The 19,074-nt window shown below is 57.1% G+C and carries 15 protein-coding genes; 6 read left to right on the top strand and 9 right to left on the bottom strand.

Annotated elements, in window-relative coordinates:
- The first annotated feature begins 169 nt into the window (after positions 1 to 169).
- Positions 170 to 2,461, top strand: coding sequence for a phosphatidylglycerol--membrane-oligosaccharide glycerophosphotransferase (gene opgB, locus KW828_RS18755; protein ID WP_218337785.1), 2,292 nt, complete (start codon positions 170 to 172; stop codon positions 2,459 to 2,461).
- A gap of 260 nt (positions 2,462 to 2,721) precedes the next feature.
- Here the strand turns inward: opgB and tsr are convergent, their stop codons facing one another.
- Positions 2,722 to 4,383 (bottom strand): methyl-accepting chemotaxis protein, encoded by a 1,662-nt coding sequence (gene tsr / locus KW828_RS18760; RefSeq protein ID WP_218337786.1) that lies wholly within the window; start codon positions 4,381 to 4,383, stop codon positions 2,722 to 2,724.
- Positions 4,384 to 4,717: 334 nt separating this feature from the next.
- Here tsr and KW828_RS18765 point away from each other — a divergent pair, with 334 nt between their 5' ends.
- From KW828_RS18765 to yjiA, 3 genes are all read left to right on the top strand, one after another.
- Positions 4,718 to 6,868 (top strand): carbon starvation CstA family protein, encoded by a 2,151-nt coding sequence (locus KW828_RS18765; RefSeq protein ID WP_218337787.1) that lies wholly within the window; start codon positions 4,718 to 4,720, stop codon positions 6,866 to 6,868.
- 97 nt (positions 6,869 to 6,965) lie between these two features.
- Positions 6,966 to 7,160 carry a YbdD/YjiX family protein gene (locus KW828_RS18770; protein ID WP_088220669.1) on the top strand — a complete coding sequence of 65 codons (195 nt, stop codon included), beginning with the start codon at positions 6,966 to 6,968 and terminating at the stop codon, positions 7,158 to 7,160.
- Between the two features lie 12 nt (positions 7,161 to 7,172).
- Positions 7,173 to 8,129 (top strand): GTPase, encoded by a 957-nt coding sequence (gene yjiA / locus KW828_RS18775; protein WP_218337788.1) that lies wholly within the window; start codon positions 7,173 to 7,175, stop codon positions 8,127 to 8,129.
- A gap of 45 nt (positions 8,130 to 8,174) precedes the next feature.
- On the opposite strand, the gene KW828_RS18780 is transcribed toward yjiA, so the two are convergent.
- Positions 8,175 to 8,909, bottom strand: coding sequence for a Fic family protein (locus KW828_RS18780; RefSeq protein WP_218337789.1), 735 nt, complete (start codon positions 8,907 to 8,909; stop codon positions 8,175 to 8,177).
- A 146-nt stretch (positions 8,910 to 9,055) separates the two neighbouring features.
- Positions 9,056 to 10,426: an NAD-dependent succinate-semialdehyde dehydrogenase gene (locus KW828_RS18785; protein ID WP_218337790.1), complete on the bottom strand. Its 1,371-nt coding sequence runs from the start codon at positions 10,424 to 10,426 to the stop codon at positions 9,056 to 9,058.
- A gap of 159 nt (positions 10,427 to 10,585) precedes the next feature.
- On the opposite strand from KW828_RS18785, the gene KW828_RS18790 reads away from it, so the two are divergent.
- Entirely contained in the window at positions 10,586 to 11,872 is a 1,287-nt protein-coding gene (locus KW828_RS18790; RefSeq protein ID WP_218337791.1) for a DUF445 domain-containing protein, read from the top strand.
- Between the two features lie 15 nt (positions 11,873 to 11,887).
- Here the strand turns inward: KW828_RS18790 and KW828_RS18795 are convergent, their stop codons facing one another.
- The 3 genes from KW828_RS18795 to KW828_RS18805 form a co-directional block, all read right to left on the bottom strand.
- Positions 11,888 to 12,964 carry a DUF2955 domain-containing protein gene (locus KW828_RS18795; RefSeq protein WP_218337792.1) on the bottom strand — a complete coding sequence of 359 codons (1,077 nt, stop codon included), beginning with the start codon at positions 12,962 to 12,964 and terminating at the stop codon, positions 11,888 to 11,890.
- Positions 12,954 to 14,021: an HlyD family secretion protein gene (locus KW828_RS18800; protein WP_218337793.1), complete on the bottom strand. Its 1,068-nt coding sequence runs from the start codon at positions 14,019 to 14,021 to the stop codon at positions 12,954 to 12,956. Before KW828_RS18800 ends, KW828_RS18795 begins: the two co-directional genes overlap by 11 nt.
- 168 nt (positions 14,022 to 14,189) lie before the next feature.
- The gene (locus KW828_RS18805; RefSeq protein ID WP_088220661.1) at positions 14,190 to 14,354 is read right to left on the bottom strand and encodes a DUF1127 domain-containing protein; all 165 of its coding nucleotides are present in this window, start codon (positions 14,352 to 14,354) and stop codon (positions 14,190 to 14,192) included.
- Positions 14,355 to 14,530: 176 nt separating this feature from the next.
- Here KW828_RS18805 and KW828_RS18810 point away from each other — a divergent pair, with 176 nt between their 5' ends.
- Complete coding sequence (locus KW828_RS18810) at positions 14,531 to 15,946, top strand: PLP-dependent aminotransferase family protein (RefSeq protein ID WP_218337794.1); 1,416 nt, start codon at positions 14,531 to 14,533, stop codon at positions 15,944 to 15,946.
- Positions 15,947 to 15,952: 6 nt separating this feature from the next.
- On the opposite strand, the gene KW828_RS18815 is transcribed toward KW828_RS18810, so the two are convergent.
- The 3 genes from KW828_RS18815 to KW828_RS18825 form a co-directional block, all read right to left on the bottom strand.
- Complete coding sequence (locus KW828_RS18815) at positions 15,953 to 17,008, bottom strand: DUF1176 domain-containing protein (protein ID WP_371316138.1); 1,056 nt, start codon at positions 17,006 to 17,008, stop codon at positions 15,953 to 15,955.
- A gap of 155 nt (positions 17,009 to 17,163) precedes the next feature.
- Positions 17,164 to 18,285 carry a cupin domain-containing protein gene (locus tag KW828_RS18820; RefSeq protein WP_218337795.1) on the bottom strand — a complete coding sequence of 374 codons (1,122 nt, stop codon included), beginning with the start codon at positions 18,283 to 18,285 and terminating at the stop codon, positions 17,164 to 17,166.
- A 72-nt stretch (positions 18,286 to 18,357) separates the two neighbouring features.
- The gene (locus KW828_RS18825) at positions 18,358 to 18,915 is read right to left on the bottom strand and encodes a helix-turn-helix transcriptional regulator (RefSeq protein ID WP_218337796.1); all 558 of its coding nucleotides are present in this window, start codon (positions 18,913 to 18,915) and stop codon (positions 18,358 to 18,360) included.
- Positions 18,916 to 19,074: the final 159 nt, after the last annotated feature.

Genomic DNA, 19,074 nt, shown 5'->3' on the forward strand with positions numbered 1-19,074 from the left:
ATTAAAAATGCGACTGCCTTCAAATAGTCACACATCTAAACCAAATCTGAATCACTGCACGATTTATTGACACTAGAATTGCAGCAATATGTCATCGCCATTACATTGTATCGCTCAAAAACGATAAGACTGGCCAGCTGCACGACTGGCGACTGATGAGGACAGGCTGTTGTCAGAATTGCTCTCTCTTGCCCTTTTTCTTGCTTCCGTGGTGATTTACGCCTGGAAAGCAGGCCGTAATACGTGGTGGTTTACCGCCACACTGATTGTGCTCGGCCTTTTTGTGGTGCTTAACATCACCCTGTATGCGAGCGATTATTTTACCGGTGATGGCATTAACGATGCGGTGCTTTATACGCTGACCAACAGCCTGACCGGCGCGGGCATCAGCAAATACATTCTGCCCGGCGCGGGCCTGATCCTCGCTCTGATTGCAGTATTTGGCGCGCTCGGCTGGATCTTACGACGCCGCAGCCATCGGCCTTATCATTTCGGTTACAGCCTGCTGGCGCTGCTACTGGCGCTGGGGTCGGTGGATGCCAGCCCGGCGTTTCGGCAGATCACGGAACTGGTGAAATCCCAGTCACGAGAAAGTTCACCGGACTTTACCACCTGGTACAAAGTGCCAGCCAAAAGCATTCCTGATCCCAAACTCAATCTGGTTTATATCTACGGTGAAAGCCTGGAGCGCACCTATTTCGATAACACAGCCTTCCCGGATCTGACGCCGGAGCTGGGGGCGATCAAAAATAACAGCATCGATTTTACCCACACCGCGCAGCTACCCGGCACGGACTACACCATCGCCGGTATGGTGGCTTCCCAGTGTGGTATTCCGCTGTTTGCGCCCTTTGAAGGCAACGCCTCGGCGTCGATGTCGAGCTTCTTCCCGCAGAACCTGTGCCTGGGCGATATTCTGAAAAATTCCGGCTATGAAAACCATTTCGTGCAGGGCGCGAACCTGCGCTTCGCCGGTAAAGACGTGTTCCTGAAATCCCACGGGTTCGATCATCTGGTAGGTGCGGAAGAGTTGAAAACTCAGGTCGCCGATCCCGCGTATCGTAATGACTGGGGTTTTTACGACGACACCGTGCTGGATGAGGTATGGAAAAAGTACGAAGCGCTATCGAAAAGCGGCAAACGTTTTTCACTGTTCACCCTGACAGTGGACACGCACCACCCGGACGGCTTTATCTCGCGCGCCTGTGAGCGCAAGCGGTATGAGATAGAAGGCAAACTTAACCAGTCCTTCAGCGCCGTCACCTGTAGCCAGCAAAACATTGCGGCGCTGATACAGAAAATTCAGGCATCGCCCTGGTACAAAAACACGGTGATTGTGGTTTCGTCCGATCATCTGGCGATGAACAATACCGCATGGAAGTACCTTAATAAGCAGGATCGCAACAATCTGTTCTTTGTGCTGCGCGGCGATAAACCGCAGCAGGACGTGTCCGGCCTGAAGCGCAACACCATGGATAACGGCGCGACGGTGCTGGATATTCTCGGCGGCGATAACTTTATCGGTCTTGGCCGCAGCAGCCTTTCCGGCCAGTCGCTGTCGGAGTCTTTCCTGAATATGAAAGAGAAAGTGCTGTCCTGGAAGCCGGACATCATTCGTCTGTGGAACTTCCCGAAAGAGATGAAGGATTTTACCGTCGATACCGACAAAAAAATGATCGCGTTTTCCGGCAGCCATTTCCGTCTGCCGCTGCTGTTGCGCATTTCCGACCAGCGCGTCGAACCGTTGCCGGAGAGCGAATACTCCGCCCCGCTGCGCTTCCAGCTGGCGGATTTCGCGCCGCGCGATAATTTCGTCTGGGTCGATCAGTGCTACAAAATGGCGCAACTGTGGGCGCCGCAGCTGGCGCTCTCCACCGACTGGTGCGTCTCGCAGGGACAGCTGGGCGGTGAGCAACGTGTACAGCACGTCGACAAGAACCAATGGAAAGGCAAAACGGCGTTTAACGAGACGGTGATCGACAGCCTGCGCTATCAGGCAAACGTCGATAAGCTGAAAGTGGTGGATAACGATATTCGCTACAAAGCCGACAGCTTTGTGTTTAACGTCGCAGGTGCGCCGGAAGAAGTGAAGCAGTTCAGCGGCATTTCCCGCCCGGAATCCTGGGGCCGCTGGTCCAACGCCCAGCTCGGCAACGCGGTAAAAATCGAATACAAGGAGCCGCTGCCCGCCGAATTTGATCTGGTGATCACCGCCAAAGCCTTTGGTCCGAATGCCGATCGCCCAATCCCGGTGCGCGTCGGCAACAGCGAACAGACGCTGACGCTCGGCCACGATCTTTCCACCACCACGCTGCGTTTCACTAACCCGGCGCACAGTAATACGCTGGAGATCGTCCCGCCGGATCCGCAATCCACCAACGAAGGCAATATTCTCGGTCATTCACCGCGTCAGTTGGGGATCGGTATGGTGGAAATTAAAGTGGTAAACATCGGCGGGTAATTTTGGATGTGCCCGGCGGCGCAAGCTTGCCGGGCCTACAATCAGCAAACCATCGAACGTTAAATGCCCGACAGCGCAAGCGTGCCGGGCCTACAATCAGCAAACCATCGAAACGTTAAATGCCCGGTGCCGCAGGCGTGCCGGGCTTACAATCATCAAACCATCGAAACGTAATTGCCCGGCGGCGCAGGCGTGCCGGGCCTGGAGAGGTTATCTCGTAGGCCCGGTAAGCGCAGCGCCACCGGGCAACTGACTGAGCGTCAGAACGTTTCCCAGTTCTCGTCCGTGGTGGCGACTTTACGCGTCAGCACCGTCGGCGCCATGGTCTGTGCCGAAGCCATTCCCGCAGAAGCCGGGCGTGCAACGCGACGGGTACGGAATACGGCAACGGCCTGCGTCAGACGACTCGCCTGCTCTTCCAGCGCGGCAGCCGCAGCGGCAGATTCTTCCACCAGCGAGGCGTTCTGCTGTGTCACACGGTCCATTTCTGCAACCGCCAGACCCACCTGGTCGATACCACGGCTCTGCTCATCAGACGCAGAGGCGATTTCGCCCATGATGTCGGTCACACGCGTTACCGCGCTGACGATCTCATCCATGGTTTCACCGGCGCTTTCCACCAGCGTGGAGCCAATTTCAACGCGGCCCACAGAGTCTTCGATCAGGCTCTTAATTTCCCGCGCGGCCTGCGCACTACGCTGGGCGAGGTTACGCACTTCACCGGCAACCACCGCAAAACCACGGCCCTGCTCACCTGCACGCGCTGCTTCCACCGCGGCGTTCAACGCCAGGATGTTAGTCTGGAAGGCAATACCGTCAATCACGCTGATGATGTCAGCAATTTTCTGCGAACTGCCGGCGATGTCGCGCATGGTCTGCACCACGTTATCCACCACTTTGCCGCCTTTCTGCGCCGTTTCTGACGCGCTAAGCGCCAGATGACTCGCCTGACGGGCGTTTTCGGCGTTCTGCTTCACGGTCGCGGTCAGCTCTTCCATGCTGGCGGCCGTCTCTTCCAGGGAAGCTGCCTGCTGTTCAGTACGGGAGGAGAGATCGTTGTTACCGGCGGAGATTTCGCTGGCCCCGCTGTAAATCGCATCAGCGCCATTGCGAACATCGCCTACAGTACGTACCAGCTCACCCTGCATGTGGCGCAGACTGTCAGCCAGTTGCCCCATTTCATTGGTGCCGTGTACGTTGATGTCCTGTTCCAGATCGCCGCTGGCAATATGACGGATGCTCTCAACCAGACGTTGCAGCGGCGCGATCAGTACATTTTTAATGCCGAACCAGACGGCAACAATCACCGCCAGCACGACGATCAGCACGCTGATAATGATCCACACCGCCATGCTGTAGGAGCTGTCGTTATCCGCTACGGCCACGTCATAGAGATGGTCGTTCTGCTCAAGATACTGCACGTACTGCTTCTCAAAGCCATCCTGGTAACCCTGGGTTGGCTGATCGAAGAACTCGTTAATTTTGCCTGCGCCCAGTAACTGGATCAGTTCCGCCAGCGCACCGTGATAGATGTCATAGTTACGCTTCACTTCGGCGGCAGCGGCTTCGCTCTGGCGAGGATCGCGCGGCAGCGCCTGATACTCGTTCCAGCGCACTTCCGCTTGCTTCAGGGAGGTGGTAGCAATCTGCATCAGTTCAGCCACGGTCGCACCGCTACCGATGTTGTTCTGATCCATCATGTAGCGGATCCCGGCACGGTTCAGCGTGTTACGGGTCTGCAACAGCGCCACCCAGCTGCCATTCAGCGTCGACTGCTGGGCACGGATGGTCTGTAAAACGGTGAAGTTTTCTTTGTCATGCTTGAGGGCATTAAAGAAAAGTCCCCCGGAGGCGAGTTGTAAAAAGCCAAATAAACACAATACCAGTAATAAACTGGTAACAATTTTTATACGGTTCAACATGTTTTTTCATTCCTTTGGTCGGATAACACTTTTTCGGCCTGGATAAGAAAAACTTTACGGCTAAACGTGCTAATTGACGTTTATTTTGCAGGGGCTTTATCTGCGCGGTGAATTATTCCACGTGACCGTAATCACATATTTCCCGCCGCTGATTATCGTCATTTACCGCTTAGCGCCCACGCTGACCGCTCACCCCCAATTAACTACCGCTCAGGCAGATAGCGCCCGTTTTTTGCGCGCTTTTTGCCATGATCTGACCCAGCACGTTGTCTCTTAAAAACGTCATTTTTCACACACCAATTGACTCTTAACTGATCTTTAAGCCAGGTCTGATATGGATAATAAAAAACTACTTAAGCACTTACCCTGGGCACTGCTCGGGATCCTCGGTGCATTCTGTCTGGCGGTGGTCGCCTTACGACGGGGTGAGAGCGTAAGCGCGTTGTGGATCGTTGTCGCTTCGGTTTCGGTTTACCTCGTGGCGTATCGCTACTACAGCCTCTACATCGCCCAGAAGGTGATGAAACTCGACCCGACGCGCGCGACGCCAGCGGTCATTAACAACGACGGCCTGAACTATGTGCCGACCAACCGTAACGTTCTGTTCGGTCACCACTTTGCCGCGATTGCCGGGGCTGGCCCGCTGGTCGGCCCGGTGCTGGCCGCGCAAATGGGCTACCTGCCCGGCACGCTATGGCTGCTGGCCGGTGTCGTACTGGCCGGTGCGGTACAGGACTTTATGGTGCTGTTCATCTCCTCCCGCCGTAACGGCGCGTCTCTGGGCGAGATGATCAAAGAAGAGATGGGCCGCGTGCCTGGCACCATTGCGCTGTTCGGCTGCTTCTTAATCATGATCATCATCCTCGCCGTACTGGCGCTGATCGTGGTGAAAGCGCTGGCGGAATCGCCGTGGGGTGTCTTTACCGTCTGCTCGACAGTGCCTATTGCGCTGTTTATGGGCATCTACATGCGCTTCCTGCGTCCAGGGCGCGTGGGTGAAGTGTCGGTCATCGGTATCGTGCTGCTGGTGGCGTCGATTTACTTCGGTGGCGTGATCGCAAGCGATCCGTACTGGGGCCCGGCGCTGACCTTCAAAGACACCACCATCACCTTTACGCTGATTGGTTATGCGTTTGTCTCGGCGCTGCTGCCGGTATGGCTGATCCTCGCGCCGCGTGACTACCTGGCGACCTTCCTGAAAATCGGCGTTATCGTCGGTCTGGCTATCGGCATCGTGATCCTCAATCCGGAACTGAAAATGCCTGCCATGACCCAGTACATCGACGGTACCGGTCCGCTGTGGAAAGGGGCGCTGTTCCCGTTCCTGTTTATCACCATCGCCTGTGGCGCGGTGTCTGGCTTCCATGCGCTCATCGCTTCCGGCACCACGCCGAAGCTGCTGGCCTGTGAAACCGACGCCCGCTTTATTGGTTATGGCGCGATGCTGATGGAATCCTTCGTCGCCATCATGGCGCTGGTGGCGGCCTCGATTATTGAGCCGGGGCTGTACTTTGCCATGAACACCCCGCCTGCCGGTCTGGGGATCGTGATGCCGAACCTGCATGAGCTGGGCGGCGAAAACGGACCGATGATCATGGCGCAGCTGAAAGATGTCACCGCACACGCGGCAGCTACCGTCAGCTCCTGGGGCTTTGTGATTTCCCCTGAGCAGATCCTGCAAACCGCGAAAGACATCGGCGAACCGTCCGTGCTGAACCGTGCCGGTGGCGCACCGACGCTGGCGGTGGGCATTGCGCATGTGTTCCACAAGATCCTGCCGTGGGCTGACATGGGCTTCTGGTATCACTTCGGCATTCTGTTTGAAGCGCTGTTCATCCTGACCGCGCTGGATGCGGGTACCCGTTCCGGTCGCTTTATGTTGCAGGATCTGCTGGGTAACTTCGTGCCTTTCCTGAAGAAAACCGATTCGCTGGTGGCCGGTATTATCGGCACCGCGGGCTGCGTAGGTCTGTGGGGCTACCTGCTGTATCAGGGCGTGGTGGATCCGCTGGGCGGCGTGAAGAGCCTGTGGCCGCTGTTCGGGATCTCCAACCAGATGCTGGCTGCCGTGGCGCTGGTACTGGGTACGGTGGTACTGGTTAAAATGCAGCGCACCAAATACATCTGGGTGACGGTTGTTCCGGCGGTATGGCTTTTGATCTGCACCACATGGGCGCTCGGCCTGAAGCTGTTCAGTGACAATCCGCAGATGGAAGGCTTCTTCTACATGGCGAGCCAGTACAAAGCGCGTATTGCCGCCGGTGGCGAGCTGACCGCGCAGGAAGTGGCGAACATGAATCACATCGTGGTGAACAACTACACCAACGCGGGCCTGAGCATTCTGTTCCTGGTGGTGGTGTACAGCATCATTTTCTACGGCTTCAAAACCTGCATGAAAGCCCGTAACAGCAAGGTGCGCACGGATAAAGAAACCCCGTACGTGCCGGTGCCGGAAGGCGGTGTGAAAACCTCCTCGCATCACTAAGTAGCCTGGCGGGTGGCGCTGCGCTCACCCGCCCTACAAAACACTTCAGGTCCGGCACGCGTAGCGCCGCCGGGCTTTTACTTATCGGAATACAAAAATGTTTGGTAACTTAGGCGAAGCAAAAAAGTATCTCGGCCAGGCCGCGAGAATGCTGATTGGTATTCCTGATTACGACAATTACGTCGAGCACATGAAAACCAATCATCCGGACAAGCCCTGGATGACCTATAACGAGTTCTTCCGCGAACGTCAGGAAGCACGCTATGGCAGCGGCGGAAGCAGCTGCTGTTAAGAAGGAAACCTCATGACCCCGATTGCCGTCACGCTCCTCACCGGTTTTCTTGGCGCAGGAAAAACCACCCTGCTGCGCCATATCCTCAATGAACAGCACGGTTACAAAATTGCCGTTATCGAAAATGAGTTCGGGGAAGTCTCCGTCGATACGCAGTTGATCGGCGACCGCGCGACGCAGATTAAAACCCTGACCAATGGCTGTATCTGCTGTAGCCGCTCGAACGAGCTACAGGATGCGCTGCTGGATCTGCTCGACAGCCTCGACAAAGGCGATATTGAGTTTGATCGGCTGGTGATCGAATGCACCGGCATGGCCGATCCCGGCCCGATTATTCAGACCTTCTTCAACCATGAAATTATTTGCCAGCGCTACCTGCTGGACGGTGTCATTGCGCTGGTCGATGCGGTACATGCCGACGAACAGATGAACCAGTTCACCCTTGCCCAGTCGCAGGTAGGTTACGCCGACCGCATTTTGCTCACCAAAACCGATATTGCTGGCGAAGCCGAAGCGCTGCGTGAACGGCTGGCCCGCATCAACGCCCGCGCGCCGGTCTACACCGTGATCCACGGTGAAACCGATCTGGCGCTGCTGTTTAACACCAGCGGATTTATGCTGGAAGAAACCATCGTTCCGGCAAAGCCGCGCTTCCACTTTATGAGCGATAAGCAGAACGATATTGCGTCGATTGTGGTGGAGATGGATTACCCGGTGGACATCAGCGAGGTGTCACGGGTGATGGAAAACCTGCTGCTGAGCTTCGCGGAAAAGCTGCTGCGCTACAAAGGCATGTTATGGATAGACGGCGAGCCGAATCGCCTGCTGTTCCAGGGCGTGCAGCGCCTGTACAGCGCCGACTGGGACCGCCCGTGGGGCGACGAGCCACCGCACAGCCAGCTGGTGTTTATCGGCGTTCAGTTGCCGGAAGACGAGATCAGAGCAGCGTTTGCCGCCCTGAAGAAATAATTGTGTTGTAGGCCGGATAAGGCACAGCCGCCATCCGGCATAACGTTACTCCTGATAACACGCCACCAGAAATTCCATCATCTCGGTGGCATCTTTACTGTGATAAAAACGCACCATTCTGGCGTTAAAGTCGAGCGCACGTGCAGCCGGGATGCTGATAGGGTTGAAGCCGTGCAGCATCAGCCAGCCATTCATCATATAACGACTGGTGCGTTTATTGCCGTCGAAGAAAAACTGGAAATAAGCGCCAAAAAGGAACATGGCCAGCGCGCCTTCAAATGGCGGCAAAGTTTTGATCTGGCGAACACCTTCTGAAAATATCCGGTTAAGTTCCGGAGCACCGGCTTCCGTTGCGGGTGGGAAATGCGTGCCCAGTTCCCCCAGGTGAACGCGGGCCTGATAATACACCTCATCCCCTTCCCCGCGGAAAACGCCCCACTCCAGCGCTTCGTTACGGGCAATAATGCTGTGCAACAGCGTGAAGGTTTTTTTATCAAGATCAAACCGCCCGGACTGCACCAGCTCAATCAGCTTTTTGCTGCTGTCAGCAAGGTTTAACACCTGCTCGGTATCACTCACTTTATGGCCGCCGACGGTAACACCATCCAGCAGGGTTTTAACTTCAACATAGGTATAGGGGTTATTTTCCAGCTGTGCCGCGTCCCAAACAAAACCTGCCATATGGGTTTTAAAGGTAAATAACGCCACGCGGGAACCCACGTTTTTAACCTCCGGGATCACACTCGCGTCCCAGGTAAGTCCCAGCAGTTCAGTCGACATCGCTCTTTCCCGTATCACTGTTGATACTGGTATTATTTCACAGTTTTAGCACATCGCTACTGTGGCGTTCGAATCAGGGGGGAAGGGGCTTAGAACGGAACAAGGCTGGCCCTCCCCTGCGAGAGGACCATAATGCTAATCAGCAATTACTTACTCACTACCACCAGCTTCTGGTTCACAAATTCTTTGATCCCCAGATCCGATAGCTCGCGGCCAAAGCCGGAGCGCTTCACGCCGCCGAACGGCAGCTCAGGCGCGGTATCGGTCAGCGAGTTGATGTAGACCATACCGGTTTCGATACGCGAGGCGAGGCCTTTTGCACGCTCGATGTTCTGGCTGAAGATCGCGCCGCCCAGACCATAGTGGGAGTCGTTCGCCAGCTTCACCACTTCATCATCGTTTTTCACCACGTATACCTGCGCCACCGGGCCGAAGAACTCTTCGAAGTACGCCGGGTTATCACGAGTGATATGGGTCAGAATGGTCGGCTCAAAGAAGTTACCTTTGTGATCCACCGGCTTACCGCCATAGTGCAGCGTCGCGCCGTTTTTCACCGCCTCGTCCACCTGTTTGGTCAGGGTTTCAACAGCATCTTTGGAAGAGAGCGGGCCAAGGGTGGTGCTTTCATCCAGCGGATCGCCCATTTTCACCTGACGGAACGCCTCGGTATATTTTTCGAGGAATTTATCAGCCACCGCTTCATGGATGATAAAGCGTTTCGCGGCGGTACAGACCTGTCCGGCGTTCTGTAAACGCGCGGTCACGCCTACTTTCACCGCTTTTTCAATATCGGCGTCGTCGAGCACCACGAACACGTCGTTACCGCCCAGCTCCAGCGTCGATTTTTTCAGTTTCTTCGCCGCCTGCGCAGCCACGATGCCACCGGCTTTTTCCGAACCGGTCAGCGCCACGCCCTGCACACGGTCATCGGCAATAATGTTCGATACCTGTTCGGAGGTGATAAACAGGTTGGTGTAGGCCCCTTCCGGCGCGCCCGCTTCGCGCACCAGATGCGCAAAGGCTTCGGCACAGTGCGGCACAATGCTCGCATGTTTTACCACCACCGGGTTACCGGCGGCGAGGTTCGGTGCCAGTACGCGCATCAGCTGATAATAGGGGAAGTTCCACGGCTCCACGGCCAGCAGTACGCCAATCGGATGGTGCTCAACCCAGGCGTCGCCCAGATCGGAGTCATATTTTACCGGGGCGAGAAACGCTTTCGCGTTATCGGCATAGTAACGGGCGATTTTCGCGCACAACGCCACTTCGCCGCGGCTTTGTTCAATCAGCTTACCCATGTCTTCGGTAGCAATTTTTGCCAGCGCTTCCTGCTGCTCTTCCATAAGATCGGCCAGGCGGTGCAGGATCGGCAGCCGCTGAGCAATATCCCCTTTCGCCCAGTCGGAGTGGTAAAGCGCATCGGCTTTTTGCAGCGCGCGTTCGACGTCGGCATCGCTGTGGGGCGGATACTCTTTTACAAGCTCGTTGGTAAAAGGATTAATTGTCTGGTACGCCATATCAAATACCTCCTGATGGGCAGTAAAAAATGCTGTTCGGGTTAATAATGGTAGACGCTAACGCTGGCATCAGGGGTAAAGTTGGGTATAACCAGAGGGTTCTTAGTTTCAAAATGTTTTAAAAAACGACAAATTCCGGGCAGAGGATATGCTTAAACCATGGATAAACTCGCTGAACTTAAACGCGCCAAGCGTCTGGCGCTGTCGTTACTGCTGATTGCGGCGGCGACCTTTGTGACGACACTCTTTCTGCCACCCTCCATCTGGGTCAGCGGCGTAAAAGCGATTGCCGAAGCGGCGATGGTCGGCGCGCTGGCAGACTGGTTTGCGGTGGTCGCGCTGTTTCGCCGCGTGCCACTGCCGTTTATTTCCCGCCATACGGCGATCATCCCGCGCAATAAAGACCGGATCGGCGAAAATCTTGGGGTCTTCGTGCAGGAAAAATTCCTCGATACCCAGTCGCTGATCGACCTGATCCGCCGGTACGAACCGGCGCTGATTATCGGCAACTGGTTCAGCAAACCGGAAAATGCCGCGCGTATTGGTCAGAATATGTTGCAGGTGATGAGCGGTTTTCTCGATCTCACGGACGACTCACGTATCCAGCTGCTGCTCAAACGCGCGGTGCATAAGGCTATCGATAAGGTCGATCTGAGCGGCACCTCTGCGCTGGTGCTGGAAAGTCTGACCAAAAATAACCGCCATCAGGCTCTGCTGGATGCGCTGATTGCGCAACTGGTGACGCTGTTAGGGCGCGAAAGTACACGCGCCTTTATCGCCGCGCAGGTGGTGCGCTGGCTGAAGGCCGAACACCCGAACAAAGCGCGACTGCTGCCCACGGAGTGGCTTGGCGAGCACAGCGCCGAACTGGTGACCAGCGCGGTAAACTCCCTGCTGGCCGACATCAGCGCCGATCAGGCGCACCAGATCCGCCTGGCCTTTGATCGCGCCACGGTGCGGCTGATCGAACGGCTGAAAACCGATCCGGAGATGGCAGCGAAAGCGGAGAGCACCAAACGGTATCTGAAAGAGGATGAAGCGTTTAACCGCTATCTTGGCGAGCTGTGGGGCGATCTGCGCGGCTGGCTGAAAGCGGATATGCAAAGCGAAGACTCCCGCGTCAAACAGCGCATTACCGAAGCCGGGCTGTGGTTTGGCGAAACGCTGGTCAGTGACAGCGCCTTGCGCGCCTCGCTTAATCAGCATCTGGAACAGGCCGCGCGCAGCATCGCGCCGGAGTTTGCCCGCTTCCTGACCGGGCATATCAGCGACACGGTGAAAAGCTGGGACGCGAAAGACATGTCGCAGCAAATTGAGCTGAACATCGGCAAGGATTTGCAGTTTATCCGCGTCAACGGCACGCTGGTCGGCGGCACGATCGGGCTGATCTTATTCCTGCTTTCTCAGCTTCCGGCGCTGTTTTCGCGCCTCTCTTTCACCTTGTAACGCATCTTGTCACCTTCAGGCCTGCGGCGGATCCATCACGTAGCGGGTCGCGGCAAAGCGATTGAGGATCCGGTGCACCAGAAAGACCATCGTCAGGGTGATCAACAGCGAAACGGTCACGGAAGCAATACGGTAAACGTCGCTGAACACCAGATCCTGATCCGGGTGCATGTTCTGCCCGAACATAATGCCGAGGGTGGTGACGCTGGCAAAGCCCACGCCCGCGCCGACTTTTTCCATGGTGTGCAGCCGTGCGCCGAAGGCGAGGCCGAGGCCAATCAGCGGCATCATCAGCAGCATATGACTGCTGTGATCGTAGAGCACCAGCTGCACCACCATCACATACAGACAGCCCAGTACCACGCCAACAATGCGCCACAGCGAACTCAGCACCGCGCCACGGTAATGCATTGGAAACAGGGATAACACGCCCGCCATCAGCGCCGACAGCGAATCGCTCAGATTACACACCTGGAAGACAACAAAAATCAGGGTGGCCACCGTGCCGGACAGCAGCGACTCGTGGCGCACGCGGGCGGCGTTTTTCTCGATCAGCGGCGGGCGCATACGCGGTTCAACATCCGGGATCATATAGTGCAGCACCGCGCTCAGGCACACCGCCATCACGCTGGCTTCCATATTGGAGAACAGCAGCACATGCCAGTCGTTAGTGGGATAGCTCATAAAGTTGAGCATCACGCTCTGGCACACCACGCCCATCGACCCAAACAGGAACAGCGGCCCCTGGCTCATTAAGCGAAAACGGATCACGTACAGCCCAAATACCACCAGCGTCATGATCACCGGCCATTGCGACAGATAGCCTATGATAAGCACCATTTCGACGCAGTTGACCGCCGCACTTAACATGAACTGTTTCGCGACGTGGCGGTTAAAGACCGGCACCAGCGACATCAGCATCAGCGGATAGATCACATAAAAGACGCCGTACTGGGTGTTGTAAAAACTTGAGATGCTGAGCGCGATCACCCCCGCCACCGCGATGCGCATGGTCTGACGCAGATCGTTGGCGGTGAACACGATATTGTCGTGCGGCGTAAAAACGCGGGTCAGCGTGTTGTTAATAGACATAATGCAACAGGCTGACTAAATGGATTTGCAGCCCGGAGAAGAAACGGGCGAACGGACCTTCGCTGTTATACAGCTGCACGGTAGCGCGCGCGCCGGTCGGCAGCCGCTGATCCAGCGGTTCATCCAGCGCGACGTGAATGCGCATACGCTGGGCATCACGCACCCAGCGGTTAGAGGATTCCGGTGCCGACAGCTCGCCGTTCACCGCTTCCTGCCCCGCCAGTACCCCGGCGTCACGGCTGGTGACGTGCGCGTGAAACACCTGGCCTGGCAGCGCATCAAATACCACTGCCGCATCGGCACCGGGATGGGTATGGCGCAGGCTCTTTTCCCGGAAATCGGCGATAATATCCGTCTGCTCGCTGACCAGCGCCAGCGCCGCCGATCCGGCCGCGGCATTCCAGCCGGGGCTTAATTGCAGGTTACTCACCATGCCGTCGGCTTCGGCGCGCACTTTAGTCCACGCCAGATCCAGCTGGGCCTGCGCCAGCGCGTTGCGGTATTTTTGCAGCGTCACGTTGCGGCTGTCGTCTTTCTCGCCGCGCTCGATAACCAGCTCGCTGAGGTTTGCCCGCAGCGCATTCACCGACTGTTCGCTGCTCTGCCAGGCGGTACGCACTTTATCCAGATCCTGCTGTGAGACATTTTGCATCGCGCTTAACCGCTGGTAACGGTCATAAGTGACCTTATCGTTTTGCGCGGTGAGCGTGGCGGTTTTCAGGCTCGCCTGAGTGGCGGCAATTTTCGCATCGAGCTGTTGATTGGTCAGACGCGCCTGTTGCAGCGCAATTTCCGCCGCTTCCACTTTATTGATGAATGCCGTCGGATCCAGTTCAAACAGCAGATCGCCCTTCTTGACCGGGCTGTTATTGTGTACATGCACCTTTGCGACATAGCCCGACACGCGGGAGGAAACTGGCGTCACCACGCGCATCACGGTGGCATCCGGCGTCAATGGGATCCAGATATCCGCGACAATAAAATAGACAAACATCAGCAGGAAAGAGGCAATACTCACCCTTACCCAGCGGGCAAATTTTTGTTCAGGCGTCATCATAATTATTATGTCTTCGTGGTTTCGTTATCGACGGGCAGCCGGCTAAGCTAATGGTTATCAGGGGCAGGATCAAGAAAGCGGCAACAAGAGAGCATGGAATGCGAAAAAGTGATCGCGATCACATTAACGCACAAAAAAGCCCGGTCGGCTTTCGCCTCCGGGCTGCTTTTAACAGACATCATCACGTTTAAGTCCCACATCCCGCAGTTGCGCATCACTCATACGACTAAACAGTTTCCGCGTCTGCGCCTGTCGACGCCACTGTTTAAACGCCCGCCAGATCAGCACAAAGCCGATAAAAGGCCGTTTTGGCCGGTTTTCAAAGAATTCCATAATTGCTCTCCTCGTCGGAACAGAGCCTTATCATGCGGGAAATAGCGGGCTGCAATACAGATGCAAAAAACGCTTTTCTTAACCATACAGATCCGCTAAAACAGCAGCTGAATGGCATTTTTGCCGCTGCTCTGTACTGGTCCTCGGATCTGTATGGATGTGACAAAGGATACAGCATGACGCGTTACCAACATCTGGCCAATCTGCTGGCCGACCGTATCGAGCAGGGGCTGTATCGCAGCGGTGAAAAACTGCCTTCCGTGCGCAGTCTGAGCCACGAGCACGGCGTCAGTATCAGCACCGTCCAGGAAGCCTACCGGGTGCTGGAGAATTTGCAGCTGATCCTGCCGCAGCCGCGCTCGGGCTATTTCGTCGCCCATCGCAAAGTGCAGCCGCCGGTGCCGGCGATGTCGCGTCCGGTACAGCGTCCGGTTGAAGTCACCCAGTGGGACGAAGTGTTGACGCTGCTGGATGCGCGCTGCGATCCCACCATCACCTCCTTTGGCGGCGGCTCGCCGGACATCGCTCAGGCCACCCTGAAACCGCTGTGGCGCGAGATGAGCCGCGTGGTGCTGCACCAGATGCTCGATGCGTTCAGCTACGACGAGCTGTCAGGGCGACACGAACTGCGCGAACAGATCGCCCGCCTGATGCTGGACAATAGCGCGGTGCTGAGCGCCGACGAGATCATCATCACCAGCGGCTGTCACAGCGCGCTGGCCACCGCCCTGCTGGCGGTCTGCAAAGCCGGGGATATTGTGGCGGTGGAATCACCGTCGTTTCACGGCACCATGCAGATGCTGCGCGGGCTGGGCATCAAAGCCCTCGAAATCCCGACCGATCCTGACACCGGTATCAGCGTGGAAGCGCTGGAGCTGGCGTTCGAACAGTGGCCGATCAAAGGCGTCATTCTGGTGCCGAACTGCAATAACCCGCTGGGCTTTGTCATGCCTGACGCGCGAAAACGGGCGATGATCACCCTGGCGCAGCGCCACGATATTGTGATTTTTGAGGACGATGTTTACGGCGAGCTGGCGTTTGATTACCCGCGTCCGCGCACGCTGAAATCGTTTGATATTGATGGCCGCGTGCTGCTGTGTAGCTCCTTCACCAAAACCATTGCGCCTGGCCTGCGCGTTGGCTGGATCGCGCCGGGACGTTATCACGATCGCGTGCTGCACATGAAATACGCCGCCAGCGCCACCACGGCTCCCACCACGCAGATGGCGATGAGCGCGTTTATCCGCGACGGGCATTACCATCGCCACCTGCGCCGTATGCGGCAGCTCTACCGGAATAATATGGACACCTTTACCTGCTGGGTGCGCCAGTATTTTCCTGCTGAGATCTGCGTGACGCGCCCGAAAGGCGGCTTCTTGCTGTGGGTCGAACTTCCTGAACGGGTGGACATGGTATGCGTGGCAAAACAGCTGCGCCGCCTGAAGATCCAGATCGCCCCCGGCTCGCTGTTTTCTGCCTCCGGCAAATACCGCAACTGCCTGCGCATCAACTGCGCCCTGCCCCCCAACGAGCATCACCGCCTGGCCCTCAAACAGCTCGGCGAGGCGGTGCAGATTGCGATGGAAGAGTGACGCGGATTATTTAGCCGCAGGCTTCACGTCTGCCACCCAGGTGGGCAGATCCCAGGTTCCACCGAGGCGCAGATAGCGACACATGCCGGTGGTGGATTCATGGCTCAGGCGGAAAGCCGTGCCGTCCCATACCCAGCTGGCCGTGGCCCAGCAGTCGCCGAGACCGCGCCCTTTCTGGCCCATGGCGATCACGCCGTCGCTGTGATCCGTTGCCGAATCGGTCACCAGCACGGGCTTCGCATCCGGGGTATTCGCGATCACCCAATAGCCATAACCTTCGTTGTACGCCCCGCGCCAGCAGAGGGTGGAAGCCAGCACGTGACGGTCATCCAGCGGCGTGACGGTAATATCACCATCCCCTTCCTGCGCATCGCCTTCCGCGGGTTGCAGGCGATCGCACTGGGCGTCTTTGTTCAGCGTGGCAAGCAGTTGCGGTTTCAGCGCATCGGCGTTGGCCTTGCTCAGCGTGCGCGTTTCGCCCGGCACCACTTTCACCGCCTGGATCACCGGCGCGGGTACGGCGGCCTTAACGCTCGTCTCAGGTTTATCGCCCTTTTTGATCAACGCGCCCGGCGTGCCAATGCGCCCTTGTACATCATCCATTTTCAGCAGCACTGCGGTGGCACCGTTACCGGAGAGCACAAAAGGCGTGCGTCCCTCTTTCACTTCCACTTTTCCGCTGCCTTTGACGGCCTTGATCACCGCCTGCGTTTGCGCCGTCGTGAGCGACCAGCGATCGTCCTCACCCGCCTTCAGCGCGCCTGCGGGCTGATCGTTGATCCACAGCATCAGCGTGCCCGATGTGGCGTTATCGTCAGACTCGGTATCCGCCAGCACCACCTCACCGGTTACGGCGCTGTTCGGCCCGGCCTTGCGGGTCAGCAGCACCGATCCGCCCGTGCCTTCTTCCGTCTCTTCGCTGCTGTAACCTGCCGCGCGGCAGGTGAGCGTGTTGTCACAGACCATTTCCCAGTCTTTGTGGCTGAATGAGACGCCGTTTTCCTGCGCGATAACCGGAGCGGCAAGCAGCGTCAGCGCCGCCAGGGTGTGGGGAAGTTTCACTACATGTTCCTTATAAGAGAATGACCTGGCTCAATAATAGGGTGGCGCATGCCAAAAGAGTATGACGTTTTGTCGGGTGGCGCTGCGCTTACCCGACCTACAGGGGAAGGTGTCTCGGTAGGCCCGGCAAGCATGCGCCGCCGGGCGTGGCGGGATTATTCGTCGAAGTACCAGTAGCCCTGATTCACCAGCGCGGTCAGCTCGGCGATAAACGCCGGGTTGTTCAGCGCATCGCCCAGTTCGTTTTGCCCGACAAGCGTATAGCGGCACAGCGCATCGGCAGCGACGGGATCTACGGTGTCCAGCGGCTCGCTGTTCACGAAGAAGCGACCGCTGATGTTCAGCACCCGCAGCCCGCTCAGGCGGGAGAGGACTTCGCCACCCTGGAGGGCGTCGAGGATCTCGTCTTCCGCGTACGGCGGCTCGGCAGGGGCGATGTCCAGCTCATGGCGCGGCGTGGTGGCAAAGCGGCCAAACCAGTTCCGGAAATCTTCTGGCTGGTTGATCATGTCGATCATCATCTCGCGCAGGCGCGCCAGCTCGTACTCTTCTACCCGCCCCGGATGCTCGCGACAGGTCAGATCCGGATCGCTGTAATGCTCGCCCCCCAGATCGTTTTCCAGCGCGTAATCGGCGAAGCTGCTGATCAGATCGCGGCCGTTCGGCCCACGGAAACCCACCGAATAGTTGAGCGCAGTTTCATGGGTGAAACCATCGTGCGGGAAGCCCGGCGGAATATAGAGGATGTCCCCCGGCGCCAGATCTTCATCAATAATCGGTTCGAAAGGATCGACATGCAGCAGCGCCGGATGCGGGCAGAACTGACGCATCGGCAGCTTATCGCCCACACGCCAGCGACGGCTGCCCATACCCTGAATGATAAACACATCATACTGATCGATGTGCGGCCCCACGCCGCCGCCCGGCACGGAGAAGGAGATCATCAGATCGTCCAGCCGCCAGTCCGGCAGCACGCGGAACGGACGTACCAGTTCAGCCGAGGGCGCATGCCAGTGGTTCACCGCCTGCGCCAGCAGCGACCAGCCGGTTTCGCCCAGCCCGTCGAAATCCTCGAACGGCCCGTTGCTGGCCTGCCACTGACCATTCTTGTGGCTGACGAGGCGGCTATCCACCTCCGGCTCCATCGCCAGGCCCGCCAGTTCATCCGGGGTGATCGGATCGACAAAATTCGGCAACGCGTTTTTCAGTACAACGGGTTGTTTCTGCCAGTATTTTTCAAGAAATTCCGGCCAGTTTAGATTGAGTTGGTACGCCATACGATCCTGCCTGCGAGAAGATAAACGGCCCTGATTATAAAGAGCGCGCAGGCCTGGCCGCCTTGTCATGGGTCAAGTGTTGGCGTGGCGCTGCCCGACGCGCATGGCGCTGTAGAGCGAACACAGCTCAAGCAGGCTTTTGGTGCCGGTGCGCTTCATCAGGCCATTGCGCTGCACGCTGACGGTGGTCGGGCTGACGCCGCGGATCGTGGCGATCTCCTCCAGCGAATGGCCGCGCAGCAACAGCCGCATGATCTGCTGCTCGGCGGCGGTGAATTTAAAGGGATCGACACGGTAGCCCGCGCCCTGATTTTGCTCCGCAAGCAGGGTCATGATGCTCAGCGCCTGCCGCAGCTCCTCCACGCCGAGGTTTTCTGACAGGCTCAGTTTTATCAGTCCGGGGAACAGGCGGTTTAACGCGTCGAAATGACGCTCGGCGGTAATAAAGATCGCGTGGTGAACCGGCGGGTGAGAGAAATACAGGGAGTAGATTTCCACAATATCCATGCCGGAGGTGACATAGATGCAGGACGGCGTTGCCCGGCTCCCCCCACCCCGTTCCCGGTACAGCTGTTTGAGTATTTTCTCTATTCCATAAATGTAGAAGCGATCCTTTCCGTAGACAGGCATATCAGATCTCCAGAGGTAGTCTTTTTTTATTAACCTTCTCAGCAGAAGGTTTTTATGCGTTTTGTGCAGGTCATCAGCCTGATGTTCCTGCTTGTTTAGTCTTTGTTTAGGTTGTATCACGATCGCATATTGCGTCTTAAAGTCACGCAGGCTGACTAT

Origin of the sequence: Enterobacter sp. ENT03 (assembly GCF_019218745.1) — a bacterium.
In the GTDB taxonomy this organism is placed as follows: domain Bacteria; phylum Pseudomonadota; class Gammaproteobacteria; order Enterobacterales; family Enterobacteriaceae; genus Enterobacter_D.